Here is an 18,929-nt window from a genome sequence, read left to right on the forward strand (position 1 = left end):
CTGAACCCGGCAACGCGGGTGCTGTACCAGGTGAACGGCGGCTCCGGAACGTCCTCCTCGGCGACCTGGCCGTCGACGCGGTCGGTGTCGGTCATGCTGCTCTCCCCTCCGCCGAGATCACGCACCGTCGCGTGATGTGGCCGCGACGTTACCGCGCGCCGGTGACAGCGGGGAGAGCGCCGGCTGTGGTCGGCCCGGCGGTGCCGCACCCGTGACCGGCCGGGCCCCGCACCGGTTGCACCGGTTTGACGACAACCCCGTCCTCTCCCCTGTCCTGACTCGACCGGGCCAACGAGCAACACCACGGCCGCAGCGAAGCCGGGAAGCCCGGCAAGGCCTCGGAACCGATGCTCACCGCGAAGGAGCGGGACGCCCTCGCCCGGGCCTGCGTCACCGGCCAGATCGCCGCCGGTTGGGTCCGTTCGCTGGCCTCCCGCCAGCACGCTATGCGGCCATCGCCCAGAACCTGCTCGACGACCAGATCGAGCAGACCACCGAGAGCGAATGAGCGGGGCCAGCCGGAATACGACAGAATGATGCCGTAGGGCCATGTTCTTGCTGGTCAACGGCATGTGATGCGCTGTCGGGCTCGTCACGGTAAATCGCGCATTTGCCGCGACGGCGGCTCCGGCGACCTGCGGGAACGCGGCTCCAGACGAAGATCAGGTGCCCGTATTTGCTGCAGCGGTCCCCTTCTGCCGTGTCCGGCTGCCCTCCGACTTCTCACCCATCTGCGGGAGCAGAAACCGGCTCCCTGCGGCTTCGTGCGGGCTGACGGACGGCGAGGACGAGATGCCCGGTCATTGGACCGATCAGCAAAGCGAGGGGGGAAGAGACGGCATGACCTGCTGGTCAGGGTGATCGTCAGGGGGTACTCAGGGGCGGGTCAGGGTGATCCCGAATCGATCAGGGGCGCCCGGGCAGGAAGACTCGAAGGCACACGAAACAGCAGTTCTAAGCCTTCCCGATCGGAGTCCGTATGTCCCTGCGCCGTCCGTCGGCCGTCTCCCTGGCCGCCGTCATGACCGCCGCCGCGCTGTGCGCCGTCGCCGTCCCCGCCCAGGCGGCCACCGGTGCTTCCCCTGGTCTGGACAGCGCCGCCCTGCACGAGGCGATCACCCCGCGCCAGGACGACGGCGTGGCCGGCGTCGTGGCCGAGGTGCACCGCGATGGGAAGACGTGGCAGGGCACGTCCGCCGACACCGTCACCAAGAAGCCGGTGAGCACCGGGGCGCACTTCCGGATCGGCAGCATCGGCAAGCCGATGGAAGCCGTGATACTCCTGCAGCTCTCTGCCGAGGGCCGTGTCGACCTGGACCAGAGCGTCCAGCACTACCTGCCCGGGCTGCTGCCCGAGGACAGGTTCAAGGAGCCCGTCACCGTACGGCAGTTACTCAACCACACCAGCGGACTGCCCCAGGACTTCGAGGGCGCACCGCCGACCTCCCAGGACGAGGCGATCGACGGCCGCTTCGACTCCCTCAGTTTCGATCAGATCATCCAGCAGACGCTGCGCCCCGAGGGGCGTCCGGGGCCCGGCCCGCGCTTCAGCCCCGGCACCGAGCAGGAGTACAACTCCTTCGGCTACCGCATCGCCGGCAAGCTCATCGAGACCCTCACCGGCCACTCCTTCCACGACGAGGTGACCAGGCGCATCCTCGAACCGCTCGGGATGCGCCACACAGCCACCTCAGTGCCGGGCCACGCCACGTCCGTGCCCCGCCCGTACCTCTCCGGCTACCTGCCGCGCAGCACCGGCCGACTCGTCGACGTCAACGAACAGGGCGGTCTGCCCTCCAGCATGACCTCCACCACCGCCGACCTCGACCGCTTCATCACCGGCCTCTTCACCGGCCGCCTCCTGCGCCCGGCCCAGCAGGCCGAACTCTTCACCGTCCCGCGCGGCACCGACGGCAAGCCCCTGCCCTACGCCAGCTCCTCCAACTGCAACCTGGGCCCTGCCAAGGGCACCGCCTGTTTCAGCGTCGGCCTGATGTCCTCCCCGCTCCCCGACGGCACCCTCCTGTGGGGCAAGACGGGAAGCGACATGGGCTACAAGTCCGGCGTCTTCGCCACCCGCGACCTGAACCGCCGGATCGTCTACGCGGCGGGCACCTCCTCGGCCAACGACCGCGCCGCTGCGATAGCCCAGCGCCTGGCCCTCGCTGCTTTCGCAGGCTGAGGGTCACCCGTCCCGGCTTGCATCGCATGCCGTTGACCAGAAGAACGGCATCGTTCTGTCGTATTCCGGCTGGCCCCGATGAGTATCCTGCCGATTCAGAGGTGACGAACGGTCATGTCCCCATTCGTGGGGTAGCCGATCAATCGGCGGGCGTGTTGGTGGTGTTGGGTAGCGCGGGGGCGCTTTCGGGGAGCTTGGTGGGGTAGATCCGGTCCATGCTGCCCTCGGGTAGGTAGCGGCGGGGGAAGGTTCTAAGTAGCCCGCGACGCTCGATGATCGGGCCGGCGGGGCCGGCTCAGGTGTTGGTGTGCTGGGGCAGCAGCAGCTCGGCCAGTGTCCCGCCGCCGGGGGCCGGGGAGAGCTGGGCGGTGCCGCGGTGAAGTTCGGCCACCCAGCGGACGATGGCGAGGCCGGTGCCGGTTCCGGTGCTCGCAGGCCCGGTGACGCGGCGTTCGAAGACCCGGGTGCGGTCCTTGGCCGGGACGCCGGGGCCGTGGTCCCGTACGGTGACGCGGCCGGGGGTGACGCTCACCTCGACCGGGGTTCCGCCGCCGTGCCGCAGCGCGTTCTCGACGAGGTTGCGGACGGCCTGGGCGAGCAGTTCGGGGTCGCCGTTGACGATGGCGGCTTCGGTGGTGAGGGTGACGCCGCTGTGGTCGGGGAGTTCCTCGACGGTCTGTTCGACGAGCTGGTCGAGCCGTAGTGGGGTCAGCTCGATGTCCTGGGTGCCGGCTTCGACGCGGGCGCGGGCCAGCAGGCCGGTGACCAGGCGGCCCAGGCGGTCGACCAGCCGGACGGCCTCGTCCAGGGCCTCTGGTGCCCGGGCCGGCGTGGTGCTGCCGTTCTCGACCACCAGCCGCAGGGTGGCCAGCGGGGTGCGCAGTTCGTGGGCCGCCTCGGCGAGGAACTGCTCCTGCTGTTCGAGCCCCCGCAGGGCAGGTCGCATGGCCCGTCCGGACAGGAGGTGGCCGACTGCGGCGGCGGCCAGCACCAGGGTCGCGCAGCCCGCGGCCAGCCAGTGCAGCAGTCGGGTGTGGGCGGCCAGGCTCTGGGCGGGGTCGGCGCCGACCAGGACGGCGGCGCCGATCCTGTCGTCGTCCCAGATCGGGGCCGCGGCCCACCGGTATTCCCGGCCGTCGACGTCGGCGCTGATCAGGACGGTCTCCTGGTCGTGCTGGACCTGCTGCCAGATCTCGTCCAGCGCCGCCTGGCCGGGCAGGGCGGTGGGGGAATCGCGTGCGTAGCGGATCTGCGGCCGGGTGTGGCCGGGTGCCTGGAGGACTCCGAGCCTCTCGGCGCTGCGGGCCAGGTCGTCCTCCGACAGCGCGTCGAGGTGCAGGACGCCGCCGTCGTAGTACAGCGTGCGGGCGAGCCCGTCCGCCCGGTGGCTGACGGCGTGGTCGAGTTCGGCCGTCCGGGACCGGCCGTCGGTGCGCACGGCGATGACGGCGAGCACCAGTAGGCAGGCGGCGGTGGTCGCGGCGAACAGCAGGGTCATCGCCCGGCGGGCGCGGTGCAGGCGCGCGACGGCGGGGGTGCGCGGCGTCACAGGCCGGTGGCCTGGTCGTCGATGCGGTAGCCGACGCCGCGCACCGTGTGGATGAGCTCGGGCGGGCCCAGTTTGCGCCGCAGCTGGCCTATGAGGACGTCGACGACGTTGGAGAGCGGTTCGGCCTGCTCGTCCCAGCAGCGTTCGATCAGGTCGGTGCGGGTGACGGCCTCGCCGGCCCGCAGCATCAGGACCTCCAGAACGGAGAACTCCTTCGCGGTGAGGGTCAGGAGCACGCCCGCCCGCCGCACTCGGCGGCGCGGCAGGTCGAGTTCCAGGTCGCCGACCCGCAGTTCGGGCAGCCGTGCGGGCTGGCCGCGGCGGCACAGGGTGCGGACCCGGGCGCTGAGTTCGGCGAAGGCGAACGGCTTGACGAGGTAGTCGTCGGCACCGTGCTCGAAGCCGGCCACGCGGTCGGTGACCGCGTCGAGGGCGGTGAGCAGGAGGACGGGCAGGGTGGAGCCCTGCGTGCGCTGGGCGGCGAGGAGGGTGAGCGCGTCGCCGTCGGGCAGGGTGCGGTCCGCGATGAGGCAGTCGTAGGTGTTGACCGCGAGCTTGAAGTCGGCCTCGGCGAGATCACCGGCGAAGTCGACGGCGAAGCCCGCTTCGCGCAGGCCTCTGATGATCACGGGGCCGAGTTCGGGGTCGTCCTCAAGGACAAGTACACGCATGACGGGCGAGCCTACTGGGTCGAAAAGGGCACGAACGCCGCCGTAGCAGTGCTTAACCGTTATGTCCGGCCGGTGCCCCGGGGCACGAGCGCGTCACGCCGCTGCCGGCGGGAGTTCCGCGTGCGGGGCGGGGTCGGGGGCGGGGTGCCGGTGCCGTCTGAGGACCGGGGAAGCGGGGGCGTGAGGGCCGGCGGGGCGGCTGCCCGGTCTTCCTCATGTTGGCCTCATTCGCCGGCTGAGAGTGTGCGGGCATGGCAAAAATTCGCACTCGTGTCATCGGTATGACCGCCGCAGGCGTGGCCGCTTCGGTCGTCGCGGTCTTCTGTGTCCAGTCCGCTCAGGGGTCGGACGCCCTGGCGGGAGGTCCGCGTGCCGAGGTCCGTGTGGATCAGGTCGGTTACACGCCGGGTGAGACCAAGCATGCCTACCTGATGACCTCACTTCCTGCGGCGGCGACGGCGTCCTTCCGGGTACGTGACACAGCCGGGCACGAGGTGTTCAGCGGCAAGGTCGGCGCCTCCACCGGCCGGTGGAACGACACCTACCGGAACGTGCACATCCTTGACCTGTCCGGCCTGACCGAGCCCGGCGACTACCGGGTGGAGGTGGCCGGGCGCGTCGAGGCGGTCTCCCCGCAGTTCCACATCGCACCCGCCGGTGAGCTGTTCGGCAAGCTCGTCCAGGACAACATCGGCTTCTTCCAGGCCCAGCGCGACGGGGCCGACGTCGTGCCCACCAAACTGCGGCGCCAGCCCTCCCACCTCGCGGACCGCCAGGCCACCGTCTACGACACCCCCGCCTACGACGCCGACGAGAAGGTCCTGACCGCGCCCCTCAAGCCGGTCGGCGGCCCTGTCGACGTCTCCGGCGGCTGGAACGATGCCGGCGACTTCCTCAAGTTCACGCACACCGCCTCCTACTCCACCGCCAGTCTCCTGCTCGCACAGCGGACCACGCCCGTCGGCGGTAAGGAGCTGGCCGCCGAGGCCCGCCACGGGCTCGACTGGCTCGACAAGATGTGGGACGACAAGTCCCGCACCCTCTACGTCCAGGTCGGCCTGGGCAAGGGCGACACCGACGACGGCTCCGGCAAGATCCGCTCCGACCACGACGACTGGCGCTTGCCCGAGGCCGACGACGCCCTGCAGGTCGAGCCCGGCGACCCGAACTACATGATCAAGCACCGCCCGGTCTTCCGCGCGGCACCCCCCGGCAAGCCCATCAGCCCCAACCTCGCCGGGCGCGTGGCCGCGACCTTCGCCCTGGCCGCACAGCTGGACGCCGCCGACAACCCCGAGCAGGCACACGAGGAGCTGGAGAAGGCCGCGCACGTCTACGCGCTCGCCGACACCGCTCCCGGCGACCACCTCGTCACCGCCTTCCCGCCCAGCTTCTACCCCGAGGCGTCCTGGCAGGACGACATGGAATTCGGCGCCACCGAGATGGCCCTCGCCGCGCGGGCCCTCGACGACGGCCGGGCGGCCGGCTGGACCAAGCAGGCCGGCCACTGGGCCAAGCAGTACATCGCCTCCGACACCCTCGGCACCCTCGGACTCGGCGACGTCAGCGCACTCGCGCACGCCGATCTCGCCAAGCTTCTCGACTCCGGCGCCAAGGGCACCGAGGTCACCCGCGGCGACCTCGTCGCCGACCTCAGGCGCCAGCTCGACGACGGCAGCTCCCGCGCGGCCAAGGACCCCTTCCGGGCCGGCGCCGTCTACACCGACTTCGACTCCGTGCCCCACACCTTCGGCCTGGCCGCCACCGCCCAGCTGTACCAGCGCGTGACCGGCGACTCCCACTACGACGCGTTCGCCACCCAGCAGCGCAACTGGACGCTGGGCGCCAACGCCTGGGGCTCCTCCTTCGTCATCGGAGCCGGCAGCACCTTCCCGCACTGCCCCGAACACCAGCCCGCCAACCTCGCCGGCGACCTGAACGGCGAAGGCGACATCCTCCGGGGCGGCGTCGTCAACGGCCCCAACGCGGCCGAGAAGCTCAAGGACCTCAACTCCTTCCCCGGCATGCGCAAGTGCCCGACCAACGACGGCAACCCCTTCGCCGCGTTCGACGGCCACGGCAGCGGCTTCATGGACCACGTGGGCGCCTGGCAGACCGTCGAATCCGCAGACGACTTCACCGCCACCGCCCTGCTCTCCTTCACCCTCTCCGCCGCACCCGGCGCCGAGATCACCCGCGGCTGACGCCAAGCAGCCCGCCACCGCGCACCGGACGAGCTGATGTAAGGCCGCGGTGAGCCGATCCGGCCTGTGTGCAACCGCATCAGTGACTGTCGCCGCGCCGAAGCCGTCGACGGCAAGTCCCGCGCACGACGGCCGGCCTGGCCGCACTCCGCCGGACGGAGTTCATCACCATCGCGTTCGACCAAGAGTCCGGGGATTCCATTCGAACCACCCGAGTCGAGGTACAGCGCGCTTGTGCCGCCAGGGCGATCATCACGTCCGGCACCGTCAAGGCCTCGTCCGCACACCGCACCCCGGCCTCCGGCGCGGCCAGCGCATCACGGTGACCGTGACCGGCTTCGGCGAGGAACCCGACATGGTGGTGGTCAGCCGGGACGTCCCGGCCGGGCGCGTCGCGCTGCGGCCGGCGCGCTCGTGGCCTCTCGGTGGGTTCGGGGCTGCCGGCCGCTGCGCCGATAACGGCCGGGTCGGACTCGGAGCCGGGGGAACGGGATCTCGCCGTGACTGCGGTCGGTTCGAGCTTGGCAGGGGTTACCCGCCTGGCGGGTGCGCCGGTGTCTCGGTCGAGTTGGCGGCGGGCCGAGGGATGGGGCACTGGCTGCTGCCCTGAGCGGGCCGCCCGTCGGGTCCGGACACCACGACCGTGACCCCCGTCGTCGCGGTGTCCGGGTCCTCGGTCTGGCGTGCCGCGGCGGCCGTGCAGACCAGTTGCCGGGTGGCCAGCGGCGACAACGGTCCGGTGCCCGCGGCAAGCTGTAGCCTCACTTCGGCGCCGCTCGCGCTAATCGTCGGGGCGGGGATGCGGGTCAGCGCGGTCGTCAAACCGAACTGACGGTCCCGCATGTCTGGGCCCGCGAGCAGGAGTTGAACGGCCGTGCGTACGTCGACCGGGTTGGTGAGCTCACGGACTGCCGGGACCACGCGGCCGTCCGCGACGAAGAAGATCAGCGCTTTGGGCTGGATCCCGGTGGCCGGGTCGCCGGACTGGATCACGCCGGTCGTGGGAATCCCGCAGCCGGACAGCAGCAGGACTGCGGCGGCGAGCAGAATCGTGCGCCTCATGACCGCTCCTCCTCTCGGAGCTCGGGGAGGGGGAGTTCGACAATGAACCGGGCGCCGCCGTGGGGGTGGTTGGCCGCGCGGATGGTGCCGCCGTGGAGGTGCACGTTCTCGGCGGTGATAGCGAGACCCAGGCCGCTGCCCTGCGTGCGGGTGCGGGCGGTGTCGGACTTGTAGAAGCGGTCGAAGATGTGCGGCAGGACGCTCTCGGGGATGCCGGGCCCGGTGTCCTGTACCTCGATCGCCGCCCACCTCTCGGTTCCGTGCGCGCCGTCGCGGGCGGGCCGCGGGTCCACGTGCAGGGAGAGCCGTACCGGCGGTGCCCCGTGCCGCAGCGCGTTCGCGATCAGGTTCGCGACGATCACGTCAAGGCGGCGGGGGTCCACCCGGCCGCGTAGCGCGGCGGGCTCGGGTAGCCGGGTGTCCACGTGGTTCTGCCAGCCCCGGGCGATGAGGGTGCGCTGGATGGACTCGGCGAGGTCGATGTCGTCCAGGTGCAGGGCGGCGGCGCCGGCGTCGAAGCGGGAGATCTCCATGAGATCCTCCACCAGTCGGGCCAGGTTGGCGGTCTCCTGGCTGATCAGCCGGACGGCGGCGGCGGTGTCGGGGTCGAGCCCGGCGGCGTCCTCGTCGAGGATGTCGGTGACGACCGACATGGCCGCGAGGGGGGTGCGCAGTTCGTGGGAGACATCCGCGGCGAAGCGGCGGGCCTTGGTCTCCATGCGGCGCAGTTCGGCGACCGATTCCTCCAGGGCGGCGGCGGTCTCGTTGAACGTGTGGGACAGGTCGGCGAGTTCGTCGGAGCCCTGGACGGCCAGACGGGTGTCGAGTCGTCCCTCGGCGATGCGCCGGGTGGCCTGGCGCAGGTCCCGTACCGGGCGCAGCACGCCCCGGGCGGCCAGGAGTGCGAGGAGCACGGCCAGGACCAAGGCCAGGAGAGTGGCCCCTTCCGCGGCTGAGACGAGGGCCTGGACGTAGGCCTGTTCGGCGGTTTGAGGTACGACCACGAAGACGGTGAGGCCGGTGGCCGCGCGCTTGTGGTCCGGCGAGGCGAACGTGACCGGCATGCCGACGACCAGGTCGGAGCGGCCGGCGACGGTCACGCGCTGGAAGACGGTCGGCGTGTGGGTGGTGGCGGCGGTGCGCAGGGCGGGCGTCAGTTCGGTGAACGGGTCCTGTGGTGCCGAGGTGGCATTCAAGCCGCGATAGGTGGCCATGACCCGCCATTGCCGTGTGGGATCGGCCTCAGCGACGTTCACCGCGAGGGCTTCCAGGTCCTGCTGCGTAGGCGGGAAGGTGAGGCCCCAGGCGAGGGTGTCGATTCGGTTCCGCACGAGGCGTATGACGGTGTCCTGGCTCTGCTGGAGGATGCCCGTGCGGGCCTCACGGAACGTCAGAGCGCCCGTGGACAGCACAGCGAGGGCGGCCACCAGCGCGAAGGCCGCGACCAGTCTGATTCGCAGGCCGCCTGGCAGCAGTCGATGCCGCGACCGTTGGCGCGGAGGGGAGGTGTGTGGGGACAAGGGGGCCGTCACCGGGGGCTGTGGAACCGGTAGCCGAAGCCCCGGACGGTCTGGATGTAGCGCGGCTGCCGCGGGGGCTCGCCCATCTTGGTCCGAAGTCGTTTGACGCAGGCGTCCACCAGCCGGACGTCGCCGTGGTAGCTGTGTTCCCAGACGGCTTCCAGGAGTTGCTGGCGGCTGAACACCTGGCCGGGGGCGGCGGACAGTGTCAGCAGCAGCCGCAGTTCGGACGGGGCGAGCTGGACCGCCGCTCCCCCGCAGGTGACGGCGAGTGCGGCTCGGTCGATGCGCAGTTCGCCGTGCGTCTCGGCTGCCGGAGCGGCGCCCTCGGGCGACGGACCGGTTTCGACGCGGCGCAGTACGGCGCGGATCCTGGCATCCAGGACGCGGGCCTGGACGGGCTTGACCACGTAGTCGTCCGCCCCGGTCTCCAGTCCGACCACGATGTCCACGTCGTCGCCTCTGGCCGTCATCATGATGATCGGGAGCTGGCTGTCCGCGCGGACGCGGCGGCAGACCTCAAGGCCACCGATTCCGGGCAGCATCAGATCGAGCACCATGACATCCGGCTGGAACGACCGGAGCTGGGCCAGCCCGTCCTCCCCGGTCTCGGCCGCGGCGACTTCGTGCCCTTGGCGGCGTAGTGCAAGCCGGGCGCCTTCGCGGACAGCGGGGTCGTCTTCAACCAGTAGGACACGAGACATGAGGTCAGTATCGGTGCAGGCCGCCGGTCGGCCCGAACACTGTTACCTGATGATCACAATGCGGGAGCTGTTGCGGTTCGGTCATATTCCCAGCCCGGTTTCGATCACATACGCGGGCCAGTCTGAACGTCTGTGAGCACATCACGTCGAACTCGCCTTCCCGCGCAGGCACTTTCGAGCATCGGATCCCCGCCCGGCGGCGAACGGCCTGACCAGCTCAAGCTCCCCGGCGGCACGGTCCCCCGCCGTGCCGCCGGGGTCGTTCGCGCGCTCCCACCCTCCCGAACCGAAGGCAGCCGCCATGGCCGAGACGGATCCGTCCTCGCACCGGGCCGCCCCCGCCGCCGGGTGCCGCACCCCTCGCCGGCATACCCGGCGCAAGGGCGTGCTGGGTGTGGCTGTCCTTGCCGTCCTGCTGGTGTGCACCGGCCCGGCGGACTTCACCGTCCACCTCGCCTCACCCCGCACCGGCTCGACACCTGAGCGGTCGGCCCGGCATTCGAGCGGTCGACGTGTAACCGAAATCCCTCCCCGACGTCGCCTCAAGGGGAGGAATTCGAACGAGAGTCCAGATCATGGAGGGGCGCGCATTGCCTGCCGACAGTCGCCACCAGGCCAAGCGGAGTCCGAGCCGGGGCAGGAGGGCCGGGCTGCGGCTGCGTCGGCCGGCCCGGGCCCTGGTCCGTCCCGAGCGCCGCAAGCCCCGGCGGCCCAAGGGCTACCCCCGGCCGGACCGCACCGGGCTGCGCCGCTGGCTGCCGTCCTGGCGGCACCTGCTGCGGATCACACTGCTCGGCCTCGCCTGCCTGGTGGGCCTGGCCTGCTACGCCTACCACGAGACGGAGATCCCCACCGACCTCAAGGCCTTCGCCACCCAGCAGAACAACGTCTACTTCTGGGCCGACGGCACCGAGATGGCCCGCATCGGCGACACCAACCGGGAGGACATCCCGCTGAGCCAGATCCCGCAGGGGGTGCAGTGGGCGGCGCTGGCCGCCGAGAACGAGACCTTCTACTCGGACCGGGGTGTGAACCTCCAGGGCATGCTGCGGGCGGTCTACAACATGGCGAGTGGTGGTGGTACGCAGGGCGGCTCCACCATCACCCAGCAGTACGTGAAGAACGCCTACCTGAACCAGCGCCAGACCATCGGTCGCAAGCTCACCGAGATCTTCATGTCGGTCAAGCTCGACCGGAAGCTGAGCAAGCAGCAGATCCTGGAGGGCTACCTCAACACCAGCTGGTTCGGCCGCGGCGGCTTCGGCATCGAGCGGGCGGCCCAGGCCTACTACGGCGAGGACGTCTCCCAGCTCAACCCGAGCCAGGGCGCCTTCCTGGCCGCTCTGCTCAAGGGCGCCGGACTCTACGACCCGGCGATCAGCCCGGCGAACCACCAGCGTGCGGTGGACCGGTGGAACTGGATCCTGGACCGCATGGTCAAGATCGGCAAGCTCTCACCGGCCGAGCGGGCGACCTACACCACCTTCCCCGAGCCCCAGGCGCCGCCCAAGCAGGCTGGCCTCAGCGGCCAGACCGGCTACCTGGTGGGCATGGTCCGCCAGTACGTGACCTCGCGCACCGGCATCACCGATGCCCAGTTCGACCTCGGCGGCTACCAGATCTACACCACCTTCGAGAAGCCCGCGGAGAACGCGCTGACCGCCGCGGTGAAGGCCGCGTCGGACCGGCTGAAGGCCGACGACCAGCTGCGGGTGGGCGCCGCCTCGGTGGCCACCGACGGCCGGGTGCTCGCCGTCTACGGCGGCCCCGACTACCTCAAACAGGGCTACGACAACGCCAATTCGGCGATCGTGCAGGCCGGCTCCGCCTTCACCCCGTTCGTGTACGCCGCAGGGCTCGGCCAGGGCGTGCATCGGCAGGTGGACGGCGGCCGCACGCCCGTCTTCCCGAGCACCACCTACAACGGCGACGACCAGGCGCCGATGCAGACCGCGCAGGGCCCGTACTGGGACCGCAACGGGAAGATCGTCAAGGGGGTCAACGACGGCGGCAAGTCCTTCGGGACGATCACCTTGCAGGAGGCGGTGGCGCAGTCGGCCAACAGCCCGATGGAGCAACTCGGCCTGGATGTCGGCCTGGACCGGGTCCGGCAGACCGCCACCTCGCTGGGACTGCTGCCGGACAGCATGGGCCCCCAGGTGCCGGCATTCTCGCTCGGCAACTCCACCCCGAGCGCTGTCCGGATGGCCGACGCCTACGGCACCTTCGCCGCCGGGGGCGTGCACACCGACCCGTACTCGGTGCTGCGGATCACCCGCAACGGGTCCGGCGTCGGTCTCGACAGGCCGACGGCCACCCGGGTGCTGAGCCCGCAGGTGGCGCAGCACGTCGACGCGGCGCTGACCGAGGCGGTGCAGCACGGCACCGGGCAGGGAGCCCGGCTGCCCGACCGCCCGGTCGCCGGCAAGACCGGCACCACCCGGGACAACACCGCCGGCTGGTTCGTCGGCTACAGCGGCAAGGTGTCCACGGCGGTCGCGGTGTTCCGGCTGGACGCGCGCAGCGTGCAGACGCTGCCGCTGGACGGGCAGGGCGACCCGGCCAAGTCCGCGGCGGCAACCGCCTTCCCGGAGGACGTCTGGAGCAGCTACGAGAAGGACCTGCCGGCGGGGTGAGTCCACGAGCCTGGAATCGGGATCCCATGCCGCTCGGACGGGCGGTGACGCCGGGGACGTGGACACAGCGGGTCTTTGATCTCCAAGAAGACGTAGATGCGCCTGAGGAAGAGGTCCGGGGAACAGTGATCGGGGAGTGCGGGGGTGGCGGACGGCCATGACGGAGCAGGGGCGGGGCAGCGCCGTCTCGCAGCCGGTGGCGGCGCCACCCGGCAGGCGGCGCGGCAGGCGGCGGATCGGCTCGCTTGAGCTGCTGGTGGCCGGCATGGTGCTGCTGCTCGTGGGGCGGCAGTGGCCGGCCGGATGGTTCACCGCCCCCGGGGTGCAGGCCTGGGCGACGGTCTTCGTGGCCATCTGCGTGCAGGCTGTGCCGTTCCTGGTGCTGGGGACGGTGCTCTCGGCGGCGATCACCGCGCTGGTGCCGGCCTCGTTCCTGGAGCGGGCACTGCCCAGGCGGGCGGCGCTCGCGGTGCCAGCGGCGGGGTTGGCCGGGGCGGTGCTGCCGGGCTGTGAGTGCGCCTCGGTGCCGGTGGCGGACGGCCTGATCGCGCGCGGGGTTGCGCCGGCCGCCGCGCTGGCTTTCCTGCTCTCCGCGCCGGCGATCAACCCGGTGGTGCTCACCGCGACGGCGGTGGCCTTCCCCGGCCGGCCGGCGATGGTGCTGGCCCGGTTCGGGGCCTCGCTGGTCACCGCCGTCGTCGTGGGCTGGTTGTGGGCTCGGTTCGGTCGGCCGGAATGGCTGCGGCCCTCGGTGCGGCGGGAGCGGGGAGCCGGGCAGGGGCGGTGGACGGCGTTCCGAGCGGCGTTCGCGCACGAGTTCCTGCGCGCGGCCGGGTTCCTGGTGATCGGTGGCATCACCGCGGCCACGCTGAACGTGGTGGTTCCCCGGGACTGGCTTGGTGGCGTCGCCCACCTGTCCGGCGTCTCGGTGCTGGTGCTCGCGCTGTTGGCGGTGCTGCTGGCGGTCTGCTCGGAGGCGGACGCGTTCGTCGCGGCCAGCCTCAGCGTGTTCCCGCTCGCGGCTCGGTTGGCCTTCATGGTGGTCGGTCCGATGGTGGACGTGAAACTGGTGGCGATGCAGGCCGGCACCTTCGGCTGGTCCTTCGCCTGGCGCTTCTCGGGGACCACGTTCACGGTGGCCGTCGCGGCTTCGGCGGTGGCGGGGTGGTGGCTGCGATGAGGCGTGAGGCGCAGGCGATCCTGCTGGTGCTGCTGGGCACCGCGGTGCTGCGGATCTCGCTCCTCAGCGACGCCTATCTGCGCTACGTACGGGCGGCGCTGCGGCCGTACCTGATCGCCGCCGGAGTGGTGGTCGTGCTGCTGGGTGTGCTGACCGCCGCAGTGGCGCTGCGCGCGGATGGGGACCACGACGTCCACGGCCACGACGCGAACAGCCACGATGCCCACGGCCACAGCCATGACCTGCGGATCGCCTGGCTGCTCGTCCTCCCGGTGATCGCCATCCTTCTGGTCTCCCCGCCCGCCCTCGGCCCCTACACCGCCCAGCACGCCGGGAACACCATGGCCAAGCCCGACACGGCCGCCACCGGCTTCCCGCCGTTGCCGACCGGCGATCCGCTCCCGCTGCCGCTGGCCGAGTTCGACGTCCGGGCCGCGTGGGACACCACCGAACCGCTGCTGGGGCGTCGGGTGAAGCTGCTGGGCTTCGTCACGCCGAAGAGCGGCGGTGGCTGGTACGTCACCCGTCTGGTGATCAGCTGCTGCGCGGCCGACGCGGTGACCTACAAGGTCGAGATCCGCGGCATGCCGATGCCGCCGACGAACAGTTGGGTGGAGGTGACCGGGGTCTGGCAGCCGGACCCGGCGCAGGCCCGGTCTGATGCCGTGCCGGCCCTCAACGCGGCCCAGGTGACGGCAGTTCCCCAGCCGCGCGATCCGTACGAGTGAAGGTCGTCGCCATCCGTGCGGGCGACCGATGTGACAGCCATCGGCGTCTCCCCCATAGGGAGATCACTTCCATGAACGAGGTTGACAATGAAGACCACCCGTCGTACCACGCTGCTGCTGAGCGGTGGCATCGGACTGGCCGCCGTGCTCGCGCTGGTTCCCGCCACGCCGGGCCCGGGCGGCCATCCGGGGGCCGCCGGGGCGACGCCGGAGAGTGCCGTGCCGAGCAGCCCGGAGGCCGGCCGTCCGAGCCCTTCGGCCAGCCAGACGTGGGACGGCACGGTCCACGTGCTCGGTGACGGGTCCACCTCCGACACCGGACCGGAGCCCAAGCAGCCAGTGCCGCAGAAGCTGAAGCCGGGCGAAAAGCCGCCGCAGTTCGTGGTCTTCTCCTGGGACGGCGCGCTGGAGGGCGACGAGCACCTGTTCTCGCACTTCCTCCAGGTGGCGGAGCAGAGCAACGCCCAGATGACGTTCTTCCTGACCGGCATCTACCTGCTGCCCAAATCCAAGCGCTACCTCTACCACCCGCCCCAGCACCCGGTGGGCACCTCGGCCATCGACTTCCCGACCGACCAGCACATCAAGGACACCCTCGCGCAGCTGCGGCAGGCCTGGGCGGACGGCGACGAGATCGGCACCCACTTCAACGGGCACTTCTGCTCGCCCACCCCCGGCGGCGGCGGCACCTGGAGCAGCTCCGAGTGGCTGAGCGAGACCCAGCAGGCCTACTCCTTCGTGGAGAACTGGAAGACCAACACCGGCTACAACGACATCCCGCCGCTACCCTTCGACTACCAGAAGGAGCTGGTCGGCGGCCGGGCGCCGTGCCTGGAGGGTCAGACCAACCTGCTGCCGGTCGAGAAGCAGCTGGGCTGGCGCTACGACGCCAGCTCGCCGGGCGACTTCCAGATATGGCCGACCAGGACGAACGGCATCTGGAACTTCCCTCTGCAGCAACTCCCTTACCCCAAAAAGAACTTCCAGGTCCTCTCGATGGACTTCAACTTCCTGGCCAACCAGTCCGGCGGCTACCAGTCGGACGACACGTCGAAGTACCCGGGCTGGGAGAAGGAGACCCGGGACGGCTACCTCAACGGCTTCGAGCGGGCCTACAACGGCAGCCGGGCACCGCTGTTCATCGGGAACCACTTCGAGACCTGGAACGGCGGCATCTACATGAAGGCGGTCGAGGACGTGATGCGGACCGCCTGCACGAAGCCGGACGTGCGCTGCGTCTCGTTCAAGGAGCTCGCCGACTGGCTGGACGTCCAGGACCCCAGCGTGCTCGCCCGGCTGCGCACCCTGGATCCGGGCCAGGCACCGGACTGGGCGAGCTTCGTCAAGAAGTGACCTGCCGGGAGTAACTGCCTCACCGTCAAGAACGGGTCGTCGGGAACGGCCCCCGGCCTGCCGACGCACGGCCGCCTTCGACGCCTGAAAGGCAGCGTGGCGCGCGGCGGTCGCCGGCGGGCTCCTTCATGCGGGAGTACCGCTTGACGGTGTTCAGCGCGACATCAAGGCGGCGGGCGCATTCGAGGAGGCCGGCCCTGGCCGAGCAGGGTCGTGCACTCGCTTCCAGCGCTCGCGGGTGGTCTGCTCGCGCACGCCCCCGGGCCGGACGGGGTTCACGGCGGTGGCCCGGCAGGCGGGGTGGGAGCGGGAGAGGCGGGCGCCCGCCCGGCCCGCTAACTCCTTGACCGCCGCGCCGAGCCGGTCGGCCAGGCGCCGGGCGTCACCCCCTCAATGACGAGGGCCGGCAGCCCCGAAAACACCGCGCTCACAAGCTCGTTGACACCGCGCGCACCATGCCAACGACCCCGCCGTCACACTTCGTCACCACCGATTACGGGACAGCGCCGAAGACCGTACAGACCCGCCCTCGCCGTCCGGGAAGTAGTTGGAGCGGTTCCGAGCGACGCGAGGGGCCCGCGTCCGCTGTGTGGAGTGCGGCAGCGGACGCGGGCACTACGGGCCTATCCGGGGGTGGGATGCCCGGCCGGGTGGGTTACAGGGTGCTGCACTGCCCCGCGCGGGCGCCGGTGACGGTGTTGGGGTGGCCGTCGTTGGTGGGGGGCGGGGTGTTGCCGAAGCAGGCCAGGGAGCCTGCGATGGTGTTGCCCTCGATCTCGGGGCGGTTGTCCTCGGGGAAGGGCCCGGTGCCGGTGTTGCCGGAGACCGCCAGGGATCCGCCGATGTGGTTGCCGACGGCCTCCAGGCCGCCGGTGTTGTTCGCCAGCGAGACCGACGACCCGATCAGATTGGCGGCGCAGTGGTCGTCGCCGGGATCGCCGATGACGACGAACCTGCTCGCTCCGTCGACGGCCAGGAAGCCGGTGGCGGTGGTGCCGCACACCCCGACCAGGGTGGAGCCGAAGGAGGAGACGCTGCCCTGGACGGTGGAGCTGCCGATGAACAGGGCGGTGCCTGGGCCGGCTGCGACGCTGCCGTGGACGGTGCCGCCGAGGATGCAGGTGCTCTCGCCGGTGGCCACGACGCTGGCCACGGAGCCGGTGACGGTGCGCGCGCAGTTGACCGTCTGGGTGGCGCTCTCCAGCGCGGGGGCCGGGTAGGTGCCGTCGCCGCTGTACTGGGCGGTCAGGGTGTGGCTGCCGGGCAGCAGGTTCGACCAGGTCAGCTGGGCCTGGGCGCAGTGGTCGCCGCCACCCGGGGTCAGGGGGGCGGTGCCGAGGGTGGCGCCGGCGTCGGCGAAGGTGACGGTGCCGGTCGGAATCGCGGTGGAGCCGCCGTTGGGGCAGACGGTGTCGGTGAGCGTGACCGGGTGTCCGAACAGCGACGGGTTCGGCGAGGTCGTGAGCGTGGTCGTCACCGTGGGCTGGCTGGTGTAGCTGATGGTGATACTCGCGGCGGCGCTGGTCACCGTCGGGCCGGTGCCGCCGACGGGGACGAGGGACGAGCCACCGCCCCCGCCACCCCCACTCCCCGCCGGGCTGGTCGAGGGGTTGATGTTGCCGCCGCCGCCTCCGCCGTAGAAGCCGGCGCCGCCTCCGCCGCCCGTGTTCAGGCCGCCGTTGCCGCCGGTGCCGAGCGTGCCGGGCGTACCGGACGGTGTCCCGCCGCCCCCGGCTCCGCCGGCACCGCCTTGGGTGGCCGTGCCCGCCCCGCCGCCGGTTCCTCCGCTGCACGCCCCGTCCGCGCCCGGCTGGCCGGCATCCCCACCCGGGCTTCCCGGGCAGGGGTTCTGAGCGGCTTCACCGGCTCCACCGCCGCCCGCGGCCACGATGAGACGGGAGTCGGTGGTGGTGAGGGGGACGGTGCGGGGTTGGGTGCGGATGTCGGAGGCTCCGCCACCGCCGCCGCCGAAGTGGGTGTTGCCGCCGCCGTTGAAGCCGCCGGTGCACAGCGACGTCGGGTAGCAGGATCCGTTGTTGGTGGCGGTGCCGCCGACTTCGACGTAGAGCGTCTGCCCGCCGGACAGTCCGGTGAGGGTGCCCGACACCTGAGCGCCACGGCCGCCGCTCGCGTGACCGAGCCCCTCCAGGCCGCCGGCCGCGCCGATCGCCGTGACGTCGACCTGCGTGACACCTGCCGGGACGGTGAAGGTCTGCTCGGCGCCGGTGAACGCGAACGTACAGGTGGTGGTGGGGCCGGACACCACACAGGTGCCCTGCGCGTGGGCGGGCACCGACAACGCCACCGGGGCGACGGCCGCGGCGCAGAACACACCGGCCGCCACGGCCAGCACCCGGCCCCGACGCCCGACCGAACCCGCACGACACCCGCGCGCTGAGCCCGGCCGACCTACGGCCCCCGACAATGAGAACGACACGATCAACTCCAGAAGACGGAAGAAGGTCCCGGCGAGGGAACGCCTTCCGCCACTGTCGATCACGCAACCAGGGGCCACGGCCCCCACCGAACCGACACACCGCCGGTTCACACCGGCGGTCCCCGGGCCGGGCCTCCCCGGCTCACTGACCAGCTCGAATGCCAAGGCATAGCCAAGAATTTGCTTGCTCGCCCCGTCCGGCCAGATGTGGTCGTGGTTCGATACGTCGGTACCGACGGCAAACTCAACATCACCGTCGACATCCCGGAGGACATCGTCCGCGCCCTCACAGGCGGAACGCACTACGTCGAACAGCACGAGCGCACTTCGACGACCTGCACCAATGCACCACCGCTCAGCAGCCATGCCGTGATCGCCCCAGAATCAATGCCTCAGCCAATCCGCAAACCTGCGGCTCACAGCTTCAGCGACGTCACATGTCTTTTGAGACCGCACGGCCCCGCGCCCGGGCATCCTGGTGCCGGGCCCGGAGAAACCGGCGGTGCGGCACGGGCGCGAGCACCTGCTCGACGTCGGCCGGATCCACGCCGCCTTCGTCACCGACGCCCGCGCCCGGGGCGAGGCCTGCCTGCTGCGCCGACTCGCCGACGCCCTCGGCGAGGTCCACACGGTGGTGCTGGCGCCGTCGCCAAGGAATCCGTCAACGTTGGCCGCGGCACGTTGCGGCGGCCGACCCGCTTCC

General features: G+C 71.3%; 13 protein-coding genes and 1 pseudogene. 6 read left to right on the forward strand and 8 right to left on the reverse strand.

Annotated features, from left to right (window positions below; genetic code table 11):
* Window positions 1-979: 979 nt before the first annotated feature.
* Complete coding sequence (locus tag ACPC54_RS40570) at window positions 980-2,182, forward strand: serine hydrolase domain-containing protein (protein ID WP_498972532.1); 1,203 nt, start codon at window positions 980-982, stop codon at window positions 2,180-2,182.
* A gap of 295 nt (window positions 2,183-2,477) precedes the next feature.
* On the opposite strand, the gene ACPC54_RS40575 is transcribed toward ACPC54_RS40570, so the two are convergent.
* Both ACPC54_RS40575 and ACPC54_RS40580 read right to left on the reverse strand, forming a co-directional pair.
* Window positions 2,478-3,731: a sensor histidine kinase gene (locus ACPC54_RS40575; RefSeq protein ID WP_498972534.1), complete on the reverse strand. Its 1,254-nt coding sequence runs from the start codon at window positions 3,729-3,731 to the stop codon at window positions 2,478-2,480.
* Window positions 3,728-4,402, reverse strand: coding sequence for a winged helix-turn-helix domain-containing protein (locus ACPC54_RS40580; RefSeq protein ID WP_498972536.1), 675 nt, complete (start codon window positions 4,400-4,402; stop codon window positions 3,728-3,730). Before ACPC54_RS40580 ends, ACPC54_RS40575 begins: the two co-directional genes overlap by 4 nt.
* 281 nt (window positions 4,403-4,683) lie before the next feature.
* On the opposite strand from ACPC54_RS40580, the gene ACPC54_RS40585 reads away from it, so the two are divergent.
* Window positions 4,684-6,606: a glycoside hydrolase family 9 protein gene (locus ACPC54_RS40585; RefSeq protein WP_498972538.1), complete on the forward strand. Its 1,923-nt coding sequence runs from the start codon at window positions 4,684-4,686 to the stop codon at window positions 6,604-6,606.
* A 531-nt stretch (window positions 6,607-7,137) separates the two neighbouring features.
* Here ACPC54_RS40585 and ACPC54_RS40590 read toward each other — a convergent pair.
* From ACPC54_RS40590 to ACPC54_RS40600, 3 genes are all read right to left on the reverse strand, one after another.
* Window positions 7,138-7,668 carry a hypothetical protein gene (locus tag ACPC54_RS40590; RefSeq protein ID WP_498972539.1) on the reverse strand — a complete coding sequence of 177 codons (531 nt, stop codon included), beginning with the start codon at window positions 7,666-7,668 and terminating at the stop codon, window positions 7,138-7,140.
* Window positions 7,665-9,122 (reverse strand): sensor histidine kinase, encoded by a 1,458-nt coding sequence (locus ACPC54_RS40595; protein ID WP_498972569.1) that lies wholly within the window; start codon window positions 9,120-9,122, stop codon window positions 7,665-7,667. Before ACPC54_RS40595 ends, ACPC54_RS40590 begins: the two co-directional genes overlap by 4 nt.
* 74 nt (window positions 9,123-9,196) lie before the next feature.
* A complete protein-coding gene (locus ACPC54_RS40600; protein WP_498972541.1) occupies window positions 9,197-9,892 on the reverse strand; it encodes a response regulator in 696 nt (231 codons plus the stop codon).
* A gap of 590 nt (window positions 9,893-10,482) precedes the next feature.
* On the opposite strand from ACPC54_RS40600, the gene ACPC54_RS40605 reads away from it, so the two are divergent.
* From ACPC54_RS40605 to ACPC54_RS40620, 4 genes are all read left to right on the forward strand, one after another.
* Window positions 10,483-12,528 (forward strand): transglycosylase domain-containing protein, encoded by a 2,046-nt coding sequence (locus ACPC54_RS40605; protein ID WP_498972543.1) that lies wholly within the window; start codon window positions 10,483-10,485, stop codon window positions 12,526-12,528.
* A 157-nt stretch (window positions 12,529-12,685) separates the two neighbouring features.
* The gene (locus ACPC54_RS40610; protein ID WP_498972545.1) at window positions 12,686-13,708 is read left to right on the forward strand and encodes a permease; all 1,023 of its coding nucleotides are present in this window, start codon (window positions 12,686-12,688) and stop codon (window positions 13,706-13,708) included.
* A complete protein-coding gene (locus tag ACPC54_RS40615) occupies window positions 13,705-14,436 on the forward strand; it encodes a TIGR03943 family putative permease subunit (protein ID WP_498972547.1) in 732 nt (243 codons plus the stop codon). Before ACPC54_RS40610 ends, ACPC54_RS40615 begins: the two co-directional genes overlap by 4 nt.
* 87 nt (window positions 14,437-14,523) lie before the next feature.
* Window positions 14,524-15,789, forward strand: coding sequence for a polysaccharide deacetylase family protein (locus ACPC54_RS40620; RefSeq protein ID WP_498972549.1), 1,266 nt, complete (start codon window positions 14,524-14,526; stop codon window positions 15,787-15,789).
* Window positions 15,790-15,883: 94 nt separating this feature from the next.
* Here ACPC54_RS40620 and ACPC54_RS40625 read toward each other — a convergent pair.
* The 3 genes and pseudogenes from ACPC54_RS40625 to ACPC54_RS40635 form a co-directional block, all read right to left on the reverse strand.
* Window positions 15,884-16,098 (reverse strand): annotated as a pseudogene (locus tag ACPC54_RS40625) (ISL3 family transposase); the annotation flags it as partial.
* Between the two features lie 346 nt (window positions 16,099-16,444).
* Window positions 16,445-18,133: an Ig-like domain-containing protein gene (locus tag ACPC54_RS40630; protein WP_498972551.1), complete on the reverse strand. Its 1,689-nt coding sequence runs from the start codon at window positions 18,131-18,133 to the stop codon at window positions 16,445-16,447.
* Window positions 18,134-18,659: 526 nt separating this feature from the next.
* Window positions 18,660-18,854 carry a hypothetical protein gene (locus tag ACPC54_RS40635; protein ID WP_498972553.1) on the reverse strand — a complete coding sequence of 65 codons (195 nt, stop codon included), beginning with the start codon at window positions 18,852-18,854 and terminating at the stop codon, window positions 18,660-18,662.
* Between the last annotated feature and the right edge of the window lie 75 nt (window positions 18,855-18,929).

Origin of the sequence: Kitasatospora sp. NPDC094028 (genome assembly GCF_049543595.1) — a bacterium.
In the GTDB taxonomy this organism is placed as follows: Bacteria; Actinomycetota; Actinomycetes; order Streptomycetales; family Streptomycetaceae; genus Kitasatospora.

Bases quoted from the DNA above. Each gene is read 5' to 3' on its own strand.
- ACPC54_RS40610 (WP_498972545.1), top strand. From the start codon at position 12,686: ATGACGGAGCAGGGGCGGGGCAGCGCCGTCTCGCAGCCGGTGGCGGCG.
- ACPC54_RS40600 (WP_498972541.1), bottom strand. From the start codon at position 9,892: ATGTCTCGTGTCCTACTGGTTGAAGACGACCCCGCTGTCCGCGAAGGC.
- ACPC54_RS40590 (WP_498972539.1), bottom strand. From the start codon at position 7,668: ATGAGGCGCACGATTCTGCTCGCCGCCGCAGTCCTGCTGCTGTCCGGC.
- ACPC54_RS40585 (WP_498972538.1), top strand. From the start codon at position 4,684: ATGACCGCCGCAGGCGTGGCCGCTTCGGTCGTCGCGGTCTTCTGTGTC.
- ACPC54_RS40615 (WP_498972547.1), top strand. From the start codon at position 13,705: ATGAGGCGTGAGGCGCAGGCGATCCTGCTGGTGCTGCTGGGCACCGCG.
- ACPC54_RS40620 (WP_498972549.1), top strand. From the start codon at position 14,524: ATGAAGACCACCCGTCGTACCACGCTGCTGCTGAGCGGTGGCATCGGA.
- ACPC54_RS40570 (WP_498972532.1), top strand. From the start codon at position 980: ATGTCCCTGCGCCGTCCGTCGGCCGTCTCCCTGGCCGCCGTCATGACC.
- ACPC54_RS40580 (WP_498972536.1), bottom strand. From the start codon at position 4,402: ATGCGTGTACTTGTCCTTGAGGACGACCCCGAACTCGGCCCCGTGATC.